Annotated in this window: 12 protein-coding genes; 7 read left to right on the forward strand and 5 right to left on the reverse strand. The window is 73.0% G+C overall.

Translation table 11 applies throughout. The annotated features are described in order from the left end of the window. Nucleotides 1–9 precede the first annotated feature (9 nt). The 4 genes from Acy02nite_RS27320 to Acy02nite_RS27335 are packed head-to-tail and all read right to left on the reverse strand — an operon-like array spanning nucleotide 10 to nucleotide 9,375. Complete coding sequence (locus Acy02nite_RS27320) at nucleotides 10–1,035, reverse strand: hypothetical protein (RefSeq protein ID WP_203745606.1); 1,026 nt, start codon at nucleotides 1,033–1,035, stop codon at nucleotides 10–12. Beyond that, nucleotides 1,032–5,687, reverse strand: coding sequence for an AAA family ATPase (locus Acy02nite_RS27325; RefSeq protein ID WP_203745608.1), 4,656 nt, complete (start codon nucleotides 5,685–5,687; stop codon nucleotides 1,032–1,034). The genes Acy02nite_RS27320 and Acy02nite_RS27325 overlap by 4 nt, the downstream gene beginning before the upstream one ends. Continuing rightward, entirely contained in the window at nucleotides 5,684–8,011 is a 2,328-nt protein-coding gene (locus Acy02nite_RS27330; RefSeq protein WP_203745610.1) for a CHAT domain-containing protein, read from the reverse strand. The genes Acy02nite_RS27325 and Acy02nite_RS27330 overlap by 4 nt, the downstream gene beginning before the upstream one ends. Continuing rightward, nucleotides 8,008–9,375, reverse strand: a complete 1,368-nt coding sequence (locus Acy02nite_RS27335; RefSeq protein ID WP_203745611.1) for a hypothetical protein — start codon at nucleotides 9,373–9,375, stop codon at nucleotides 8,008–8,010. Before Acy02nite_RS27335 ends, Acy02nite_RS27330 begins: the two co-directional genes overlap by 4 nt. Before the next feature lie 448 nt (nucleotides 9,376–9,823). Here Acy02nite_RS27335 and Acy02nite_RS27340 point away from each other — a divergent pair, with 448 nt between their 5' ends. Next, a complete protein-coding gene (locus Acy02nite_RS27340) occupies nucleotides 9,824–12,049 on the forward strand; it encodes an NB-ARC domain-containing protein (protein ID WP_203745613.1) in 2,226 nt (741 codons plus the stop codon). After that, nucleotides 12,046–14,136: an AAA family ATPase gene (locus Acy02nite_RS27345; RefSeq protein WP_203745615.1), complete on the forward strand. Its 2,091-nt coding sequence runs from the start codon at nucleotides 12,046–12,048 to the stop codon at nucleotides 14,134–14,136. The genes Acy02nite_RS27340 and Acy02nite_RS27345 overlap by 4 nt, the downstream gene beginning before the upstream one ends. Nucleotides 14,137–14,161: 25 nt before the next feature. On the opposite strand, the gene Acy02nite_RS27350 is transcribed toward Acy02nite_RS27345, so the two are convergent. Then, the gene (locus Acy02nite_RS27350) at nucleotides 14,162–14,710 is read right to left on the reverse strand and encodes a membrane lipoprotein lipid attachment site-containing protein (protein ID WP_203745617.1); all 549 of its coding nucleotides are present in this window, start codon (nucleotides 14,708–14,710) and stop codon (nucleotides 14,162–14,164) included. Between the two features lie 127 nt (nucleotides 14,711–14,837). On the opposite strand from Acy02nite_RS27350, the gene Acy02nite_RS27355 reads away from it, so the two are divergent. From Acy02nite_RS27355 to Acy02nite_RS27375, 5 genes are all read left to right on the forward strand, one after another. Continuing rightward, nucleotides 14,838–16,250, forward strand: coding sequence for a sensor domain-containing diguanylate cyclase (locus Acy02nite_RS27355; protein WP_203745619.1), 1,413 nt, complete (start codon nucleotides 14,838–14,840; stop codon nucleotides 16,248–16,250). A gap of 232 nt (nucleotides 16,251–16,482) precedes the next feature. Continuing rightward, on the forward strand, nucleotides 16,483–16,950 hold the full coding sequence (locus tag Acy02nite_RS27360) for a MarR family winged helix-turn-helix transcriptional regulator (protein ID WP_203745621.1): 468 nt from the start codon (nucleotides 16,483–16,485) through the stop codon (nucleotides 16,948–16,950). Then, nucleotides 16,947–18,575: an MDR family MFS transporter gene (locus tag Acy02nite_RS27365; RefSeq protein ID WP_203745630.1), complete on the forward strand. Its 1,629-nt coding sequence runs from the start codon at nucleotides 16,947–16,949 to the stop codon at nucleotides 18,573–18,575. Before Acy02nite_RS27360 ends, Acy02nite_RS27365 begins: the two co-directional genes overlap by 4 nt. Nucleotides 18,576–18,852: 277 nt before the next feature. After that, entirely contained in the window at nucleotides 18,853–19,911 is a 1,059-nt protein-coding gene (locus tag Acy02nite_RS27370) for a lysylphosphatidylglycerol synthase transmembrane domain-containing protein (RefSeq protein ID WP_239175251.1), read from the forward strand. 145 nt (nucleotides 19,912–20,056) lie between these two features. Further along, nucleotides 20,057–20,260 carry a hypothetical protein gene (locus Acy02nite_RS27375; protein ID WP_203745632.1) on the forward strand — a complete coding sequence of 68 codons (204 nt, stop codon included), beginning with the start codon at nucleotides 20,057–20,059 and terminating at the stop codon, nucleotides 20,258–20,260. Nucleotides 20,261–20,378: the final 118 nt, after the last annotated feature.

Below are 20,378 nucleotides of genomic sequence, written 5' to 3' on the forward strand. Positions count from 1 at the left end.
CCCGAGCCCTCAGCCGAGCAGGTCTCCCAGCGTCAGCCCACCGACCTCCGACGGCGCGGGCAGCCCGCGGAACCGGACGAGGTCGGCCACGGAGCCCACCTCGTCGCGGGCGGCGGCGCCCCACCCTGCGTCCTCCAGTTCCCGCCGCATCCCCGCGGCCACCCGCTTCTGGTCGGCGTGGGTCAGCCCGGGGTGGGTGAAGATGGCGACCAGCAGGTCCTGCCGCAGCCTGTCGAAGCGGCCGGTCTCGTTGCGCAACTGGGCCTCCTTGGCCTCCCGCACCAGCTCGTCCAGCTCGGGAAAGGTCCAGTCGTCGCGTTCCCGGGTCGTCTGCAGCTCCAGGACGAGGTAGTCGGTGCCGTCCAGCGGACCTCCGTCGAGGCGCAGCTGCCCGCCGGCCAGATCCAGCCGGCTCACGTCGAAGTCACGGGCCGGCCGGTTGATCACCGCGAGGTGGCCGGGGGTGAGCCGGTCGGACGTGCCGCCGGTCAGCGCGTACTCCTTGTCCAGCACCAGCCGGGGGCCGTCACCCACCTCGTCGATCGCGGACTCCACCTTGTCGATGCCCTTGGCCACCTGTTCGCCGAGTTGCGCCAGGGCCGGGATCGTCGGCGCGGCCACCGAGGCGAAGACGCCGAGCACGTCGAGGGCCAGGCGCAGCGAGTCGTTGGCCTTCACCGCGTACAGGCAGGCCTGGATGCCGACACTGCCGCCGGTGTACGGCACCCAGCCGGTCAGGCTGCCCGAGCGCGGACCGGGTGCCTCCTGCCCGGGCGGGGCCTGTACGACGGCCGACGTGGTCACCCGCGTGCCGTCGAGGTCCATCGTGACCGAGCAGCGCAGCGCCGGGAACACGTCGGCGGCCCGGACCCGGGCGTCGGCCAGGAACATGTCGGTCAGCCAGACCCGGACGTAGGAGTCCCGGACGATCGGCGCCGTCGTGCCCGGCGCCGCGGCGAAGTGGTAGACCAGGTGTTCCGAGGCGCGGCCCCACCAGCGGCTGACGCGGCGTCCCAGGTCGTCGAGCGCGGTCATGCGTCCTCTCCTTCGGTCAGGAACAGCACGGCGTGCTGAGCGGAGTCGCCGGCCAGCTCGCACCTCAGGTCGCGAGCCAGGTCGACGAGTTCGAGCGGCGTCGGCGCCGTGCCGCGGGCGTCCAGTGCGGCGCTGCGCTCGGCGATCCACTGCTGGACGGTCGCGGTGGACTCGGTCGCCAGCAGCACGTTGCGGGTTCCGGCGTCCATGCAGCGGACGGCGAAGCGCAGGGCATCGACGTCGCGTACCGGTGCACCGCCGGCCGATTCGGCGGTGACCGCCACCTGGAGGACGATCAGGTCCGCGCCCAGGGCGGCGATCTCCTCCGGGGTGCGGCGGGTCACCTCGGGCGGTCCGGTCTGGAACACCGCCCGGGTCCGCACCGGCTCGCCGACCAGCCGGACCACCCGCTGGGGGCCGGGCCGGTGCGGTGGCTCGCCGGTCCGGTTCCACGGCCGGTACCAGCCGGCGGCGGTCTCCCGGGGCGCAACGCCGAGCCGGTCCATGATCTCGGCCTCCCAGAAGCGGACCTGATCGCTCGGGTTGACCAGCAACCGGGTGACCAGCCGGGATTTGCCGGGCGCCCGGAACGCCTCGCGCATCGACGGGGGCAGGTCCGGGACCTCGTCGCCGGGGCCCAGCTCCACGGTCCCGCTGGCCCGCGGCGTCAGGATCCTGCGGCGGAGCGATCCGTCGCCGGTTCCGCCGCCGGTGGCCAGCCAGTCGGCCGGCACGCCGTCCACCGAGATGGTCAGCTGGCGGGACCGGGGCGTGATCCGGAAGGTGATGCGGGGGTTCACCGCCGCCCGCACGGCCTTCCTGACCCAGGCCAGCTGCACGCGCCAGCCGACTCGTGGCACCGGGGTCAGCTCGGTGGCGGCCGTCTCGGTCAGCTCCCGCGGGGCGTGCACCCCGAAGGCCGCCGGATACAGCTCCACGGAACCGTCCGCTCGCGCCGGCGCCACCGGCCCCGGCAGGCCCCGTGCCCGGGCCAGGCCGGCGACGGCGACCCGGATCCGCGCCAGCCAGCCGGCCCAGGCCGGTGGCGACGTGTCGGCCTCCACCAGGCTTGCCCACTCGGGAAGCTCCTCCGGCGCCGGCAGGTGCTCCCGCATCCGCTCGTACGCCGTGTTGAGGCTGAGCACGGCCGCCTTGGCCGCCGCGCGGGCCGGCGGTTCGCCGGTGTGGACCAGGGCGAGTGCCCGCAGCGTCACCGCCTGCAGGGCGAGCACGGGGTTGCGGGCCTCGGCGCAAGCGGCGGCGAGTTCCAGCAACGCGTACGCGCCCCGCGGGTCGCGCAGCGCTCGCTGCTCACCGAGCTCCAGGGCGATCAGGGCGACACACAGCGGCGGCACCCGGTCCAGGAGAGCCTTGCCCAGCCGGCCCAGTTCCTCCGGTCGCGCGGCGGCGAGCAGGGGCCGCACCGTGGTGAGCACGTCGTCGCCGGACGGCTGCGGCAGGCCGCGCTCGTGCGTCAGCGACCAGGCCGTCAGCCGTGCCGTGCCCGGCCCGCCGCCGACCGCGGCGACCTCCGCGGCATCACCGCTGAGCAGGCCGGCCAGCAGTGGATCGTCGCCGGCCGCGGTCAGGTCGGGCGGCTCGGGGACGAGCGCGAGGCCGCTGCCGGGGTTGACGCTGGTGGCCTGCCAGCGCCGGTGCCAGCGCCACGGCGAGGCGCCGTCCTCCGGGGTGTCCCGCGGCGGCGGGTCGCCGTCGATCAGGGCGGCCGCGATCCACGCCCGTCCGGCCCGGTCCTCGTCGGCCACCGCGTACATCACCGCCCGGTCGCGCATCCGCCGGGCCAGATCGATCAGGGCCGCACGCGCGGCGCCGGCCTCGATCCGCCAGCCCGCGGCCCGCGCCTGCCGGATCGCGGCGAGCCGCTGCTCGAGAAGCAGGCGAGCCCGGTGCGGGGCGCCGAGCATGAACAGTCCGTGGCTGACGGTCACGAACAGCGGCCGGATGCTCGTATGCAGGCGCAGGCGTGCCGGGTCGCGCAGCCGGGCCGTGGCGTACGACAGCATCCGCTCCAGATGTTCGGCCGGGACCGTTCCGTGGCCCAGGCGCAGCGCCAGGCATTGCGACAGCAGCCGGTCCGCGTCGACCCAGCCGCGGTGTGCTTGCGCCTCCGCCTCCCAGGCCGGCAGCGGCAGGGCGAGCAGGGGTCCGCCGTTCTCGTGCGCCTGCCTGGCCTGGAACAGGTAGAGGCGCAGCAGCCCGCTGGGCGGGGCGAGCCAGTCCGCCCACCTGGACCGGTGGGTGGCGGTCCGCCGGACGGCCCGTTCGTCGGTGGTCCGCAGCGGACACCGGTCGCCGTCGAGCCGGGCCAGGCAGACTCGCAGCGTGGCGTCGACGACCGGGTCCGCGGTGATGGTCTGCCACTCCCGCACCGAGGCCACCAGCTCGGACCGGCCGGCCTCGGCGGGGTTGCCGTCGGCGACCGCCTCGATCGCCGCCGCGACACCGCCGTCGAGCTTGCCCGGGAACCGCGCGGCACGCCGCAGCAGAACGGTCACGTCGCCGAGCCGCTCCGGCAGCTCCCCGGCCGCGATCTCGCCCAGGCCGGCCCGGATGTCCAGCCGGTCGGCGACGTCACCGGCCCGCCCGCTCAGGCTCGCCCGGATCGCCCGCCACTCGCCGGCCCGGTCCAGCTCCCGGCCGGTCCGTGCCGCGGCGGCCAGAGCCGTGGCTCGCACGGCCGCGCCGAGCAGGACGTTGCCGGCCAGCCCGTCGTCGCCCTCCGGGACGCCCGGCGGCTCGGCGATCACGCCGAGCAGCCGCGGGCACACCCGCTCGATCCATCGCCAGTCGGCGGGCTCGGTCGTGCGGCCCTCGACCTGCTCCCAGAGCACCACGGCGCCGGCCGGGCGGGCGAGCCGGAGCGTGCAGAGCAGCTGTGCCGTGCTGATCTCGCCGAGCTCCCGGGTGCGGATCTGTTCGGCGAGCTCGACGACCAGCGTCTCCCGTGCCCGCCACAGCCGGGTCTCCTCGTGGCTGCGGCACCAGTCCAGCAGCGCGCGGCGCAATTCCTCGTCGACGTCGAGGATCAGTGAGCCGCTCGCCGGGTCGGTGTCGGTGTCGGTCCAGTCCTGCCGGGCCAGCTCGGCCAGCACCGCCGCCGCGTCGGTGCCCGCCGGCAGCGCGGGCGCGAGCATGAACTCGTCGAACCGGCCGAGCAGTGCCACGGCCGGCAGGCAGGCGAGCAGCTCGGGGCTGAGCCGCTTGACGATGCGCGCCTCGACGTAGGCGAGCCGGCCGGAATCGCGCAGCGCGTCGGCGGTGATGCTCTTCTCGGCCACCCACCACTGCCGGTAGAGGGCCAGGTCGTACGGGCTGAAGCGGCGCTCCCGCGGGTCCGGCTCGCCCCGCTCCGGTGACAGCTCGAGCACCAGCTCGACCAGGTCCGGCGTCATCCGGTCGGAGCCGTCCGGGCGGGTGAGGAAGGTCAGCGCCTCGGCCTGCCGGAAGCCTCGCGCCGGTAGGATGGTCATACCGTGCCACTCGGGCTGCCGCGGGTGCAGGCGGCGGCGGCCGGACAGCAGCACCCGCACCCCGGGCACCGCCGCGTGCACCCGGCCGAGCAGGTCGAACATCATGTCCACCGCGGCGTCCGGAGCATCCGCCGGGTCCAGGCGTGACAGTTCCTCGCAGGTGTCGAGCATCAGCAGTACGGGCCGGCCGAGCGCCGTGAGCAGCGCGGCGAAGCATCGCACCGCCTCGTCGACCGGGCCGCCCGACGCGTTCGCCGAGCGGGCCGCGGCGTAGCAGTCCATCAGCGCCTGTTCGCCGGCCGCGTCGTCCGCCTCGGCGGCCAGCTCGTCGGCCAGCTCGACCAGCAGCTGCGCCGGGCTGCCCGCCGGGTACGCCGGGCTGACGTGGTCGAAGTCGACCCGCGCGGCGGCGATCCGGGTCAGGCCGTTCTCCCGGGTGAAGCCGCCCGCGGTCACGTACCTGATGAACGAGGTCTTCCCGGTTCCGCCGGGACCGACCAGATGCATGGCCCAGGCGGTGCCGTCGTCGCGGCGCAGCAGGTCACGCAGGGCCGCGGCCCACTCCGGGCGCGGCTGGAAGTCACGGAGTGCCTTCGCGTCGTCGCTGCGGCGATTCGCCAGGTGCAGCAACCGGTGGGCGGCGTCGATGGCGTCCCGCAGCGGGACGGCCGCGATCGGTTCGGCGGTCTCCGCCGCCGTGATCAGATCGGCCGCCGCGGTTCGTTGATCGGTCCGGCACAGGCTGCGAACCATACCGAGGAAGGCCAGGTCGGGTCGGTGCTCCCGGTCCGCGCGGGCGATCTCGACCCAGTACTCCATCACCGGGGCGAACGGCAGGTCGAGGACCGCCTCGGCGAGCCGGTCCGCGATCAGCCTGGCCTGCGCGACGACCGCCGGCCCGCCGAGCTCGGCCACGGCCGCCCGCAGCTCGTCCGCCTGCCGGTCGGGCGGGGACCAGAACTCCACCATGGCCATGCGCTCGGGGCGCAGCGCACCGCTGCGCTGAGCACGTCGCTGCTGTTCCGCGTCGGCGATGAACGTGCTGAGCCGTTCGCCGAACGGCGTGGCCGGCGAACCCGGCACCGGGAAGCCGGCCACCTCCGCCGCCTCGCCCGTCCAGTACGGCAGCAGGGCGAGCCAGAGCATGGCCGGGTCGCTCACGATCGGCTCCACACGCCGCTGCACCACTCGGCCAGCAGCGCCTCGTCGTTGTCGGCCTCCAGGACGTGCTCACCGTTCTTGACGATGCGGCGCAGCAACTCGAGGGAGAAGATCTTCTCCTTCTCCTCGTCGCCGATGTCGTCGTACTGGCGCTGTGCGAGCGCCCGCCATTGCTCCTCGGCCTGGGCGTGGGCCCGTACCGTCCACGCCTTGGCCAGTTCGCCGGTGCTCTCCGTCGGGCTCATCAGCAGGGTCCGCCACGCCGCGAGGTGACAACCGTCGCCCCGGCGTTCGGCCATCTCCGGAAACAGCAGCAGCTCGGCGGTGGTCGCGTACCGGCTGCCGAGAAACGCTCGGGTCAGCCGGGACTCCCCGCAGGTGGAACGCTGCGCGGGGTCCTTCGTGAACATCACCACCGGGATCTTGTACGTGTTCTCCGACGCCCTCTGCTGCATCGCCCGCAGCCCCGCCGCGTCCAGCATGGCGCTCAGATAGTCGAAGGGGGCGTCGAAGCGATGGAGGTTGTCGATCAGGATCATCGGCCCCAGGTCGTCGGGGAACATGTCCGGGTGCTCCCGGTGGACGTCCCGCAGCAGGGCCAGCAGGTCCTCGCGCAGGTAATCACCGAGGTCCTCGGCGCTGAGATCGTCCGGGTCGGCGTCGCCGGCCAGGTTGCGCAGCCGCCGGGCCAGCGAATCGGTCTTCGAGCGGACCCGTTCGGTGATGGTGTCCCGCTGGGGCTGGGGCACCTCCTCCCACAACGCCTCGACCACGGTGCTGCGGAACCCGGCGCCGAGGCCCAGGCACGCCCGGGTCTTCGCGATGGCGGTGACGATCTCCAGGGCGAACTGGGCCGCGTTGCGCGGCTCGCGTCCGCGGGCGAACGGGCCGACGACACACGGGATCCGCCCCGCCCGCAGGCCGGCCGCGGCGAACTCGTCCAGCAGCCGGGTGCCGCCCGGCCGTTCCCGGCCGCGTGCGGCTTCGGCCAGCAGGATCGCCAGGTCCCGGCGGGGATCGAGCAGATCCGTGAGCAGGTCGAAGAACTCGTCACGACCGTAGAAGACCGGCCGGAGCATGAACCCGAACCTGGTCATGAACTGCCGCAGCTTCTCCGTCCGGCTGACGTCGACGACCTGGAAGCCCACGCCGACGGAGGGGCCGACGAAGACCGCCGGCAGAGCCCAGTCGAGCGGGCGGTCCTCCGCGCTGCCCAGCCGGTAGGCCGCCGCCATGCGCGCCGCGGCCGTCGCCCGGGCCAGCGGGCGCCCTTCGAGGACGGCCTGGGCCAGCGCCCGCGCGAAGTCACGGCACGCGAGATGCGAGATCCGGCCGGTCATCGCCACGACGACGGGAATGCCAGCAGCCACCAGCTCCGCCGCCATCGGGTTCGCACCCTCGCCCTCGGACGGCTCGCGGCGGTGCCGGGCCGGCTCCGTGTAGCCGAGCTCGCAGGCGCTCAGGATCACCATCAGCGGTGGCCGCTCACCCTGCCGCAGCGCCCACGCCAGCTGCGAGCCGTCGACCGCCTCGGCGCCGTCGGCCCCGGCCCGCTGCCCACGTTCGGCGCGCAGATCGACGGTGCTGCGGCCCAGTTCCGGACGCCAGCTGCCGTGCCCGATCAGGTGCACCACGTGCGGCGTGAACTGCCGGCACTGATCGGCGAGCGTGTTGAGGGTCAGCTCCGGTCTCACCCGTACGTCGAGCAGGCCGTTGCCCTGGTGATGGCCGCGGATCACCCCCATCACCTCGGTGCCGGCCCGGATCTGCGCGTCGTGCAGCCGGCTGCCGACACCGAAGAGCAGGCGCGGCACCTCGACGATCGGCTCGGCCGCCCGGGTGGACCCGGATGCCGCCACCTGCCGCAGGATCAGGACCGGCCGGGCGGTGTCCAGCGCCAGGAAGGTGCGCGCCTCCCCCCGCTCGTGCAGCAACTCCCAGTGGTGCCGGTGCAGATCGGTGTCGTCCGCGGCGAAGTCCAGGACGATCTCGGGGAACTCCGCGGTGTCGAGCAGCGCCCGCAGTGCGTCCCATTCGTCCTCGCCGTCGCCGAGCAGGGAGTCGAGCAGATGACAGCCGTAGGTGATGGCATCGGAGGCGTCCGGTGAACGGTCACCGCAGCCGAGGACCAGGTCGGTCAGGGAGACGAAGGTAGCGGTGTCGGTCCGCGGGTCGCTGTCCGCGGGAATCGGCCACCACCGGTCCCCTGCCACGCCCGCCGGCATCGTGCGCTCGTAGAGCGTCCCGGAGTCGGCGCCCACCACGACCGTCCAGCCCGGATCCTCCGGTGACCGCGTGCGCCGGGCCGTGACCACGATCCTCACCAGCTGTCACTTCGCAGGTCGGCAAGGACGGACTCGGCCGCCGCGGCGATGCCCTTGGCGATGGCGGCCGGCGCCGAGGTGCGTACGCGGGTGGGCCCGCACCGGGGCACCAGCTCCAGCATCCGGCGGTTCACGGTGGCGATCCGGTCCGGCGCCGGCCCCTCGGGGTCGGCGGCCAGGACGAACCAGGCCAGCGTCCCCCCGGCTGCGCAGAGCCGCGCGGACTCGGGGCGGCGCCGTGGCAGCGGCTCGGCCCGCGCCAGCAGGGCCTGCCGCCAGGAGAGTGCCGTCTGCTGCCAGCCGGCCGTGGCGAGGCCGATGCGGCGCAGGCAGGTCGTGCCCAGCGGCAGGTCGAGCAGGGCCTCGGCCACGCCGGTTCCCAGCGAGACCAGGTCCCGGGCCCGTGGATGGCGGTCGAGCAGCCTGGCACGCGTTCCGGTGACCGGGTCGGCGACACCGAGCCGGCTCGCCACCGCGTCGGCGAGCAGCCAGCGCACCAGCGGCGGCGGGTACCGGCCGGTCGACGGCCCGGGCGCGAGCAGGGTGTCGTCATCGGCCAGCTCGAGCTCGGCCACCGACCACGCCGGCGCGCTGCCGGCCAGCACGACGGCGAACGCGTCCGCGAACAGCTCCGCCGACCAGCGCGCCCAGCGCGTGCGCTCCTCGCGGCCGGCGCCGGCCCGGTCCACCGCCTGCTCTGCCGCCGTGACCAGGCTGTCCACGGCGTCGCCGGCCCGGAACAGCTCCGCGTGCACGTGGTGGCCGGCCTCGTGGACGGCCAGGATCAGCCACCACGGCCGGGTCAGCACGGCGACCGGCAGGGTGATCGTGGCGATCGGCATCCGGGCGGTCCAGGTCGCGACCATCTCGTCGGCGGGGGCCTTGAGCTCCCACGGCACCTCGGCGCGGGCGAGGGCGGTGGGCACGTCGACGTCGGCGACGGCGGTCAGCGGCACCGGCGGCACGTCCGCGCCGCCGGCGGCGGTGAACACCTCGTGCCAGCTGCTGCGGACGATCTCGTCCGCCGCGGCGAGGGTACCGGCGTGCGGGCTGCGCGCGTACTGGTCCAGGCGGTCGGCGTACCAGCGCCAGAACCGGCGGATCCGGACGACGCGCAGGTCGGCCCGGCGGCACTCGGTGTAGACCTCGCCCTGCGCCCGTCCGGTCGTCTGGTCCAGCAGCCACTCCCGGACGCCGAGCAGGGCGGCCGTGGTGACCTCCTCGATCGCCTGGAGGTGGTCGCCGTGCCGGTCGTCGGCGTCATGCCGGCGTGTTGCCGACACCCAGGTCAGAATCTCGTTGCGCAGGCCGTCGAGTTCCCCGAGGGAATCGTCCAGCCGAATTCGCGTCATGGTGTCCCGCACGCCGCGACCATAGGGTCACCCGGACAGGGGAATGACGTCCTGTTTGTGCGTTGCCCAGTCCCCCGACAATCAGTTCCGCACTTCAGTGGTCGCCATTTCGGGCCATCCGTGACGACTATGAGACAGCAATTGCCTCGTCATCCCGGTAAAACACAGGTCCCATGCAATTGCGGCCCGTCCGCCGGGTCGCCGATGACCTTGCGGGCACGACGGAATGGACGAACTATGGCCACATGCGGCTCGTATACGCCATCATGAAGACCCACGGGACCGGCGGGGCGCCATCCGGCATCGTCGATCGGCCGAGCGGAGGGCATTCATGATCCGACGACTCGAAAGCCGCTCGATCATCGATCTTCGCGCCAGACATGGAGTTTTCTCACGACGTCTCGTGGACGTGGTCATTGCAATTTGCATGGTCACCGGATTTGTTCTCACGATGATCCGGATGGTGCACGCGCCGAGCCTGGCCCGGTGGTCGATGGCGGCGATGGTCGTCTCGACGACCGCAATGATCCTCATCATGGTCGGGCCCGAGCGGAAACGGTTACGGCGATCGTGGCGGGGACGTGCGCGCCGCGATTACCTGGCGCCCTCCGAGCTGGCCGCCCTGCCCCCGATCTTCGTGGGTCGCGCCAGGGAGAAGCAGGACCTGATCGATTTCCTCACCACGCGCACCGGGGACGCCCCGCCCGTCGCCGTCCTGGTCGGCCCGTACGGGATCGGCAAGTCGTCCCTCGCCGCGGTGGTCGCGACCGAACTCGCCCAGCGGTCGATCGGCGGCACCCTGGTCGCGGACCTGAGCCGGCGGCGCGGCCCGGACGGAGCCGACCGCAGCGACGACGACATCGTCGACGACGCGCTCAAGGTGCTGATCACGGGTTTGAAGTCGGCGCGGGAGCAGGTCGCCCCGACCGTCGACGCCCGCGTCGGGCAGTATCACGCGCTCACCCGCAAACACGGCGCGATCATCGTGCTCGACGACGCGGACACTGCCGAGGTGATCGCCCGGCTGCTGCCGGCCTCGCCCCGGTGCCCGGTCATCGTGACGACCGCCGACCCGGGGTTGACCGAGAACAGGTCGTGGCGATCGTTCCCGCTCAAGCCGCTCGGCGAGGAGCAGTCGATGGAGTTGCTGCGCAAGCTGATCTCGGCGACCTGGACCAATGACGACGAGACCTGCCGCCGCATCGCCACCGGCCTGTTCGGCCACCCCAACGCCATCCGGCTCACCGCCACGCAACTGGCCTGCCGTGAGGACTCCGGGGTGGACGCGTTGAGCCGGATCTACGCCGACCCGGCCACCGAGCTGTCGGCCCGGCGGCTGCGCCGGCGCGAGCAGCCGGTCACCACGCCGTGGGCGCCGACCTTCAACGTGGCCCTGCAGGTCAGCTACAACCTGCTCGGCGACGAGGAGAAGCTGGGCCTGCGCATGATCGGCTACCTGGACCGACCGGCCTTCCCGGCCTGGATGCTGTCGAGCCTGCTGGACGCCGACAGTGCGCAGGCCACCCGGGTGCTGGACCGGCTCTCGGTGGCCGGCTTCCTGACCCGGACCAGCGCCGACGCGGTGGGCGTGCCGGTGCTGCGGGTCAACGAGGACGTGCTGCACTTCGCGCGCAGCAAGTTCGAGGAGGACAGTCGCGCCTCGGATCGCAGCCGCCTCGACGACCGGATCCGCACCCGCAAGGCCGACCGCAAGCAGACCGACGTCCAGGCATGCGTGGCCACCGCCCGCCGGCAGATCGCCAGGGGGGACGTCGACGGGGCGCTCGGCACCGCCCGGCGCGCGGTGGATCTGGCACGCGAGGACGACCGGGAGAGCCATCACGCCGACGAGGGTCTCGCCCTCGCCACCCTGGCGGAACTGCACATGGAACTGGGCGCGGCGGGGCCCACCCACGACCTGGCCACCGCGGTGCTCGACCGGCGGGAACGCAACGGCGCCGTCGCGTGGCAACGGGCCCAGCGCTGCGCTGCCCGCCTGGCCCGCCGTACCCGTCGGCGCCAGGACGCCCTCGACCTGCTCGTGCCGATCGTGGACACCGCGAACGCCGCCGACCCGGGCGAGGCCGAGGAGTTGGTGCTGGCCCTGCTGGAGATGGTGGTGCTGGACAGCCAGGGCGGCCCCGAGGACCAGAGCCGGGCCTGGCGGAACCTGAAGTGGGCCACCCGGGTCTGCGCCGGGCTGCCGGACGAGGGAGTGGTCCTGCAGACCTATCTGTGCCGCACCCGCAGTTACATCCTGCAGGCCGCCGGGAAGCTGGACGCGGCGGAGCAGGCGCTGGTGGAAGCCGAGCGGTGGGCGCTGCGGCGCGCCGAGCGGCTGAGCCTGGCCTGGACCGCGTACCGGCGGGCCATGCTGTTGCGGGCCGGTGACGACCCGGCGACGGCGACCCGGCACGCCCGGGAGGCACTGCACGCCTTCGGCGACATGGGACATCGGTACGGCCGTGCTCGCGCCGCCCGGCTGCTGGGTGACATCCATGCCGACGCGCTGAACGCGGAGACCGAACCGGCGGCCGAGCCACATCGGCAGCGCGCGGTCATGTGCTGGATCGAGGCCCGCGACGGCTTCACCGCCTGTGGCGACCTCGCCGAGGCGGCCGAGGTGAAAGCGCTGCTGGACAGCATGGTCCCGGATCGCAGGCCGACCCTCGCCGGGCAGGCATGAGCAGCGCAACGGTCTCCTCGCGGCAGCGCCGGACTGTCACCCTGGTCCTTCTCACCCTGCTGTTCGCCACCGCGTTCTGGCCTGGACGCCTGCACTGGACCCTCGTGCTGTCGTTGCAGGCGCTGCTCGCCGTCGTCACCCTGACCCTCCTGGTGCTGTCCCATCTGCGCTCCGGCCGGCCGGCCGGGACGGTCACGCGGGCCGTCACCCCGGTGTTCGTGGGGCGCGAGGACGCCATCCGCGACATCCGGAAGCAGTTGTGCGATCGCCCGGCCGAGGCGGTCAACGCGATGCCCGCGTCGGTGCTGATCCACGGCATGCCCGGGGTGGGCAAGTCGGCGCTGGCCGAAGCGGTCGCCCACCGCCTCGAGCGTGACTACCCCGACGGGCTGGTCGTCGTCAGCCTCGACGACTCCACCGGGCCGGTGGCCGGCCGGGACGCGCTGACCACGGCGCTGCGCCTGCTGGGCTGGGACGAGCGGGAGCTGCCACCGGGGACCCCCGAACGGGTCAGCATCTTCCGGGCCTTCACCGCCACCAGACGCATCCTCTTCGTCTTCGACGCCGCCCGGGACCCCGCCCAGCTGGCCGAGGTCCTGCCCAAGACCGGCGGGTGCGCGGTGATCATCACCAGCCGCCGCAACCTCGGCCCGCAGCTGGGCATCCGATCGTACGGATTGCCGCCGCCACCGCCGGCCGAGGCGCTGGCCATGTTCCACGCGATCGCCTCACCCGGCGGCGGCCTGCCGAGCATGGAGGCGACCACGCGCCTGGTCGAGGCCTGCGGACGGCTGCCCGCGGCGATCCAGACGCTGGCCACCCGGGTCGTCTACGACGAGCTGGACCTGGACGAGATCACGGAGCAGGCTCAGGCCACGGCGTTGCTGGGGTGTGCCGGATCCGACCCGGCCGCCGCCGTGCCGGCGGGCATAGCCGCGGAGTTCGGCCGGCTCAGCCCGCTCGAGCGCCGAGCGATCTGCCTGCTCACGCTCGTGCCCACGGCGTCGTTCGGCTCCTGGGTGCTCGGCCCGCTGGCCGGCACGAGCGCGTCGGCCGGCGATGTGGTCGCGACCGAGCTCGCCGGGGTCAGGCTGCTCGAGCCCGCCGGGCGTGACGACCACCTCGGCCTGGCCCGCTACCGTTTCCACCCGCTCGTGCGGGCCTACGCCGAGGCGCAACTGGCCCAGGATCCCAGCCTGGTGGTCGACGGCCATGCGGCGCTCGATCGGCTCGCCGCGGCCTACCGGGAGCTCGCCGTGGAGAAGGAGAACAGCGGCGAGCCGGTCCTCGCCGACGATCACGACCCGGAGCTGGACTGGCGGCTGACCGCGATGCTCGCCGAGCCGGTGCCGGACATCCGCGTCGAGCGGATCCGGATCCATCTGATCACCGGACGGTACGACGCCGCCGAGACGCTGCTCACCGAGCTCGCCGGGACCGTGCCGGCCGTCCCCGACGATCCGCGTCAGGACCTGCTCGCGCACCTGACCGCGGCCGAGATCTACGCCGAGTTGCGCTGGCCGAAACGCGCGGCGAAACACCTGGGCCGCTGTCGTGCCCTGCTCGCCCACGAACCGGACGCGGCGCTCTTCGCCCGGGTGGACGTGGCAGCGCAACTCACCGACTCGGACGTGCTCGGCGGGGAGGCCACCGACGAGTACCGCAAGACGCTGATCGTCGCCTCCCGGCTGCTGGCCGCCGACGACCCCGGCGAGGCGATCATGATCCTGGCCCGTTCCGCCCGGCGGGAACAGGACGATCACCGCCAGGTGGTGACGCACGAGCGGCTGGCGCACGCCTACCTCGCACTGTGCGAGGCAGGGCACGACAACGACGTCCGGCCGCTGGATCGGGCCGGACATCACGCGATGCTGGCCGTGCTGGCCGCCGAACGGCTCGGGGACCGGTGGCGCCAGCAACTGGGCCGGCTGGCACTGGCCCGGGCGCTCGCCATGGCCGGCCACCGGCAGGAGGCGACCCGCCAGGCGACCCTGGCCCTGGCCACCGCGCCCGACGCGGCGACGCCGGTCCCGCCGTACCTGGACGAGGGGCGGGGCTGGGTCAGGGAGGCCAAACTGACCGGCTGAGCCTCCGATTCACTGGGTACGGCGCTCACTTCCTCGTCGCCGCGGTCGCCCGCTCGCAGCCTGGGATCAGGTCCATGCCCATCGAGATGGATCGCGCGTCGTTGTCGTCGCCGCCGAGCGCGATGCTGATCCCGTCGTCGCTGACCTCGACGTACTTCACGCCCTTGCCTTTCAGGCACTTCACCACGTCCCTCGCGAAGTCCTTGGCCTCCGGGTTCGCCGGGTCCTTCTCCCACGGCGGCAGCGGGAAGTACTGCGGTTCGCAGATCCGGTTCGCCTCGTCGAACTTCGCCACCTCCTTCTCCGACGCGGGTTTGGGCGCGCCGCCCGCGGCGGCCGCGGATCTCGACATCCCGCCGTGCTCGGCAATGCATTTGTTGTACGGCGCGAGCATCGCCTCGTACTCCTCGGGCGTGGTGTCCAGGCGCTCGCGCGGGCGATGCGACTGCGGTGAGGCGGACACCGCCGCCGACGGGCCGGCCAGCGTCGCCACCTCCGGCGCGGTGGCCTCCTTCGCCGGGCTGCACGCGGACAGCGCCAGCATTGCCACCACCAGAACCAGAGTTTTCCGCATCGATGTGTTTCCTCTCATCTGCCGACGGGTCGAGGAGGAAGCATTCCGAGCGGTCGTTTGGAAATGGTCAGGATTCGGCGACGGCTGCCGATCGGTGGGTTACGTGCCCGCGGACACCGGAAGGCCCATGCTCCTGAGCTCCCCGTGGATCCGATACGTCGCCGTCGCGGTGACGATTTCCGTCGCGTACGTCATCGCGACGGTCACCGGCGCCCCGGAAGCGGTCACGGCCGGCCTGTCCGCGGTGTCCGTCGCGGCCGGCGTCACGGCGGTTCTGCTGGGCATCCGGCGGTACCGGCCGGGCGCCGTCTGGCCGTGGTTGCTGGCCGGTTCCCTGGTGCTGGCAACGGTCGGCACCCTGCTGCCGCCCGGTGTCCTCCAGGGCCGCCCACCCAGCGTGGCCGACGTGTGCTTCCTGAGCGTGACCGCCGGTGGAGCGGTGACCCTGCTGCTCATCCTGCGCAAACGCAACCCGGGACGGGACCTGGCCGGGCTGCTCGACGCGGCGATCATCACGGTCTCGGCGGGGCTGTTCTGGTGGATCTTCCTGATCGACCCGATCGTCGCCGGCACGGACGTCGAGCTCGCCACTCGTCTGGTCGCGGCCGCGTACCCGCTCGGCGATCTGATGCTGGCCGCGCTCGGCGCACGCCTGCTGCTGGACACCGGCCGCAAGTCCGTCGCCGTCCACAGCATCACCGGCTACCTCGGGCTGACCGTCGTGCCGGACACCATCAGCACCCTCGGCACGCTCTCCGGCAGCACGCACGGGCACGCGCTGGCCGCCGCGCTCTGGGTGATCTCGCCGCTCATGCTCGGCCTCAGCTGCATGCACCCGTCGATGCGGGAGCTGGACGCGCCGAGCCCGGTGCCGACCCCGGACATGGGCCCGCTGCGACTCACCACGCTCGCGCTCGCCTCGCTGCTGGCGCCGGCGACGCTGCTGGCGCAGTACGTACGTGGCGCTGCCCTGCACGTGCCGCTGATCTGCGCCATCTGCGGCGTGCTGTTCCTGCTGGTCATCGGGCGGCTTGCCGGTCTGGTCGCGGACATGCGGCGGATGGCGACGACCGACGGGCTGACCGGGTTGCGGACCAGGCGGTACTTCCAGGAGGCGCTCGTCCACGCCGGGCACCGCGACCACGCCGTGATCCTGTTCGACATCGACCACTTCAAGCAGGTCAACGACACGTACGGGCACGACGCCGGCGACCGGGTGCTGCGCGAGGTCGGCGCCCGGCTCAACGGCGCGGTCCGGGCGCAGGACGTGATCGCCCGGTACGGCGGGGAGGAGTTCGCCGTCCTGCTGCCGCACACCTCCCCCGCCGAGGCCCGCGCGGTCGCCGCCCGGATCCACGCCACCGTCCGGGCCGCGCCGATCCCGGTCACCGCGACCGAGTCGGTGACGGTGACGGTGTCGGTCGGGGTCGCGTGCACGCCGACCGACGTGACCGAGTCGGCCCGCCTTCCCCTGCTCGCCGACCAGCTCCTCTACCGGGCCAAGGAGGCCGGGCGGGACCAGGTCGCGGTGGCCGCCTGATCAGAGGCCGGACGGCCCGATCCCGGCCAGCGACCCGCGGACCGCACGTTTGGTCAGGTAGACGAAGCAGCGTGCCCGGCGCTCGCCCGCCTCCCACTCACGGTCCGTCGGGGTGTACCAGATCGCGCTGATCCCTCCGTCGAACTTTCTCTCTGGGAAAACTTGCCCTTTGAGCAAGTCTGTGAAGATACTTGGCTGTAGCAAGCATTGAACGGCCTGGAAGGTTCCGCCCATGCACGGTGCACCGCCCGAGATCGGCATGCGCCTGCACGATCTGCTCAAGGCCATCCGCCTGATCAAGCAGCATCGGTCCGCAGCGCAGCCGGCCATCCCTACCGGCCTGCTCGGACTCCTCACGGAGATCGACCGGCTGCCCACCGGCTGCCGGAGCCGTGACCTGGCGGAGCACGCCGGGCTCGACCCGTCCACCGTCAGCCGGGGCGTCGCCACCCTGGTCCGCCAGGGCATGGTGGCGCGCGAGGCCGACCCGCACGACGGCCGCGCGACGATCCTCGTGGTCACGCCCGCGGGCCGGGCCGCGCTCAGCGATGCCCTGCGATGGCACGCCGAGCTCATCACGAGCGCCCTCGACGGCTGGAGCGCCGACGACATCGAATCCCTTCAGCGGGGCATCGACCGGTTCGTCGGTGACATCCACAGAGCACTGAACATCCACGAAACCACGGAGGCCGCGCCATGAGCGCACCCACCCCACCGGCGGCAACCGCGGCGAGCGAGACGAAGACGCACCGGCAGCTCCTGGAGGCCCTCTCCGGGCTGCTGCTGGTGCTCTTCGTCGCGATGCTGAGCAGCACGGTCGTCTCCACCGCGCTGCCGAAGATCATCGGCGCGCTGAACGGCTCGCAGACCCAGTACACCTGGGTGGTCACCGCCACCCTGCTGACCGCGACCGCCACCACCCCGATCTGGGGCAAGCTCGCCGACCTGTTCAACAAGAAGGCCCTGATCCAGATCTCGATCGTGATCTTCGTCATCGGGTCGGCCGTGGCCGGCGCCGCGCAGAACGCCGGTGAGCTGATCGCCGCCCGCGCCTTCCAGGGCATCGGCGTCGGCGGTCTGCAGGCCCTGGTCCAGGTCGCGATCGCCGCCATGATCCCGCCGCGCGAGCGGGGACGCTACAACGGATACCTCGGCGGCGTGATGGCCCTGGCCACGGTCGGCGGCCCGCTGCTCGGCGGCCTGATCGTCGACACCAGCTGGCTGGGCTGGCGCTGGTGCTTCTACATCGGCGTCCCGGTCGCCGTCGTCGCCCTGGTCCTGCTGCAGATGACCCTGCACCTGCCGACCAACCGGCGCGACAACGTGAAGATCGACTACCTGGGCGCGACCCTGATCGCCGCCGGCGTGAGCCTGCTGCTGATCTGGATCTCCTTCGTCGACGACACCTTCGCCTGGCTGTCCTGGCAGACCTACGCCATGGTCGGCGGCACCATCGTGCTGCTCGCCCTCGCCGTCCTCGTGGAGTCGAGGGCCGCCGAGCCGATCATCCCGCTGCCCATCGTCAGGCAGCGCAACACCGCCCTGGCCATCCTCGCCAGCCTCGCGGTCGGCATGGCGATGTTCGGCGGCGCGGTCTTCCTCGGTCAGTACTTCCAGATCGGCCGTGGCTACAGCCCGACCGAGGCCGGCCTGCTCACCATTCCGCTGATGGCCGGCGTGCTCGTCACCTCGATCGTCTCCGGCCGGCTGATCACGAAGACCGGGCGGATCAAGCCGTACATCATCGCGGGCTCGATCGTTCTCGTCGCCGGATTCGCGGTGCTCAGCACCATCGATCACCAGACCGCGCTGTGGTTCGTCGGGATCGGCATGTTCCTGGTCGGCGCCGGCGTCGGCATGTCGATGCAGAACCTGGTCCTGGCGGTGCAGAACACCGTGGCCCTCAGGGACATCGGCGCGGCCAGCTCCACCGTCGCGTTCTTCCGGTCGCTCGGCGGCACGATCGGCGTCTCCGTCCTGGGAGCGGTCCTGGCCCGGCGGGTCACCGACCAGATCACCCACGACCTGGCCGCGGCCGGCGTGCCCGCCTCCGGCAGCGGCGGCGGCACCAGCGCGCTCAACCTGACCGCGCTGCCGGAGCCGATCGTGCACATCATCCGCGCTGCCTACGGCGACGCGACCGGGCACATCTTCCTGATCTCGGCGTTCATCGGGATCATCGGCATCGTCGCGGCGGTCGCCATGCGGCCGGTCATGCTGCGCGACAGCCTCGACCTGCCCGGCGAGATGAAAGCGGCGGCGGTCGGCGCCGACGCCGTCGACGGCGCCCCGGCCATCGACCAGGTGGACACCACCCGCCGCTAGGTGTCACGTCCTGCCGATCGCCCCAGTACGCGGCGATCGGCAGAACCTGAACCCCGCCTCCCGTTCCGGCGCGCATGCACAGGCCGACACAACCTCGCGCGCCGGAACGGGTTCTCCCGCCGGCCACGCTGCTGAGGCCGCGCGGGACCAGCCGCCGCCATGATCCTTATCACCCCCTCTACCAGGGAATTCATGGCTCGACTCGACTGTTGATCTCCACGCGGCGGCAACTCCGGCGCCGGTCGAACCACTCCGTCACACCCGCCAGGAGCCAGCGGTGATCCCCACCCTGCAGCGGCCCACCGTGCCCGCGATCACCACCCCACACCCCGAGACCCAAGATCCGGCCCCTTCCTGGGTACGGCGTAACCGGCTCCGCCTGGCCGCCGCCGCCACGGTTCTGGTCCTGGTCACCGTCGAGTTGGTCCTGGGATGGAGCTCCCTGGTCGACGCCTTGCACCACCTGCGCCGCCCCCACCTGGGATGGCTGCTCCTGGCCGTGGCCGCCGAGATCGTCTCGATGCACGCCTACGCCCGGATGCAGCGCCGCCTGCTGCAGTCCGCCGGCGTGCACGCGCCCCTCATGGACAACGTCCGGCTCGCCTACGCCGCGCACTCGCTGAACGAGACCCTGCCCGGCGGCCCGGCGTTCTCCACCCGGCTCAACTTCCAGCAGATGCGCCGCTTCGGCGCCACCCCCGCGGTGGCCTCCTGGGTCATCGCCCTCAGCGGCATCCTCTCCGCCTGCGCGCTCGCCGCGATCACCGTGGCCGGCGCCCTCGCGGCCGGCGGCAACGCCGACTGGCGGCACCTGACCGGCCTGCTCACCGCCACGATCCTGCTCATCGCCGGCGCCCGCCGGATCGCCCGGCGCCCGGACCTCTTCCACGCCCCGCTCGCCGCCGTGAACCGCCTGCGCCGCCGCCCCGCCGACCACGGCCACGACCGCGTCCAGGACTTCCTCACCCAGCTGCGGGCAGCCCGGCTGCGCCCCGCCCTGGGCCTGTCCGCGGCGCTGCTGGCCGTGCTCAACTGGCTGCTCGACGCCACCGGCCTGTGGCTCTGCTTCCTGGCCATCGGCGAACCCGCGCCCGGCGTGACCGCGACCCTGCTGGCATTCTGCGCCGCGATGGCCGCCGGGACCGTGACGATCGTCCCCGGTGGCCTGGGCATCATCGACAGCGCGCTGATCCTGGGACTGATCACCGGCGGGGTGGCGGGTCCCGCGGCGGTGGCCACGGTCGTCCTCTACCGCCTGATCAGTTTCGGTTTCATCATCGGACTGGGCTGGCTCTCCTGGCTGCGCCTGCGGCGCCGGAGCACGACGCCGGCATAGCGCGGCCTCCGCCCTCCGGCCTGGCGCGACCCACGCCCTGCCGGACCCCCGCCCCGGCGCGGCCCTCGCCCTGCGGCAACCCGAGCTCGCCGCTCCAGGCACTGTGCCGTTCGCTCCTTCCCGCCGTCCTACCTAGACTGGCCGCATGCGGCAGACGCTGAAGGATCTGGCCTTCTCCGAGCACTCCGAGTGGTTCGGCCTGGGTCCGCTCGCACTCGCCGTCCTGGCCGGCGTCCGCGCCTTCGCGGCCGACGAGCCCTTCGCCCGCTGGGCGTGGAGCTCCATCGCCGTCCTCATGCTGATCCTCTGCACCGCCTACGTCGTCTGGACGAGGAAGAAGCGCTCCTGAGCCAGCGCGCACCGGCGTGCGGAGAGGCCCTCGATGCTGTTGACCAGCCTGTCCCGGCACCGCGCGGTGAGGGCGATGACCCACCCGGAGGCCACGCGTTCTCCGCGCAGCATGAAGG

The sequence above is a fragment of the Actinoplanes cyaneus genome (genome assembly GCF_016862095.1).
Classification (GTDB): Bacteria; Actinomycetota; Actinomycetes; order Mycobacteriales; family Micromonosporaceae; genus Actinoplanes; species Actinoplanes cyaneus.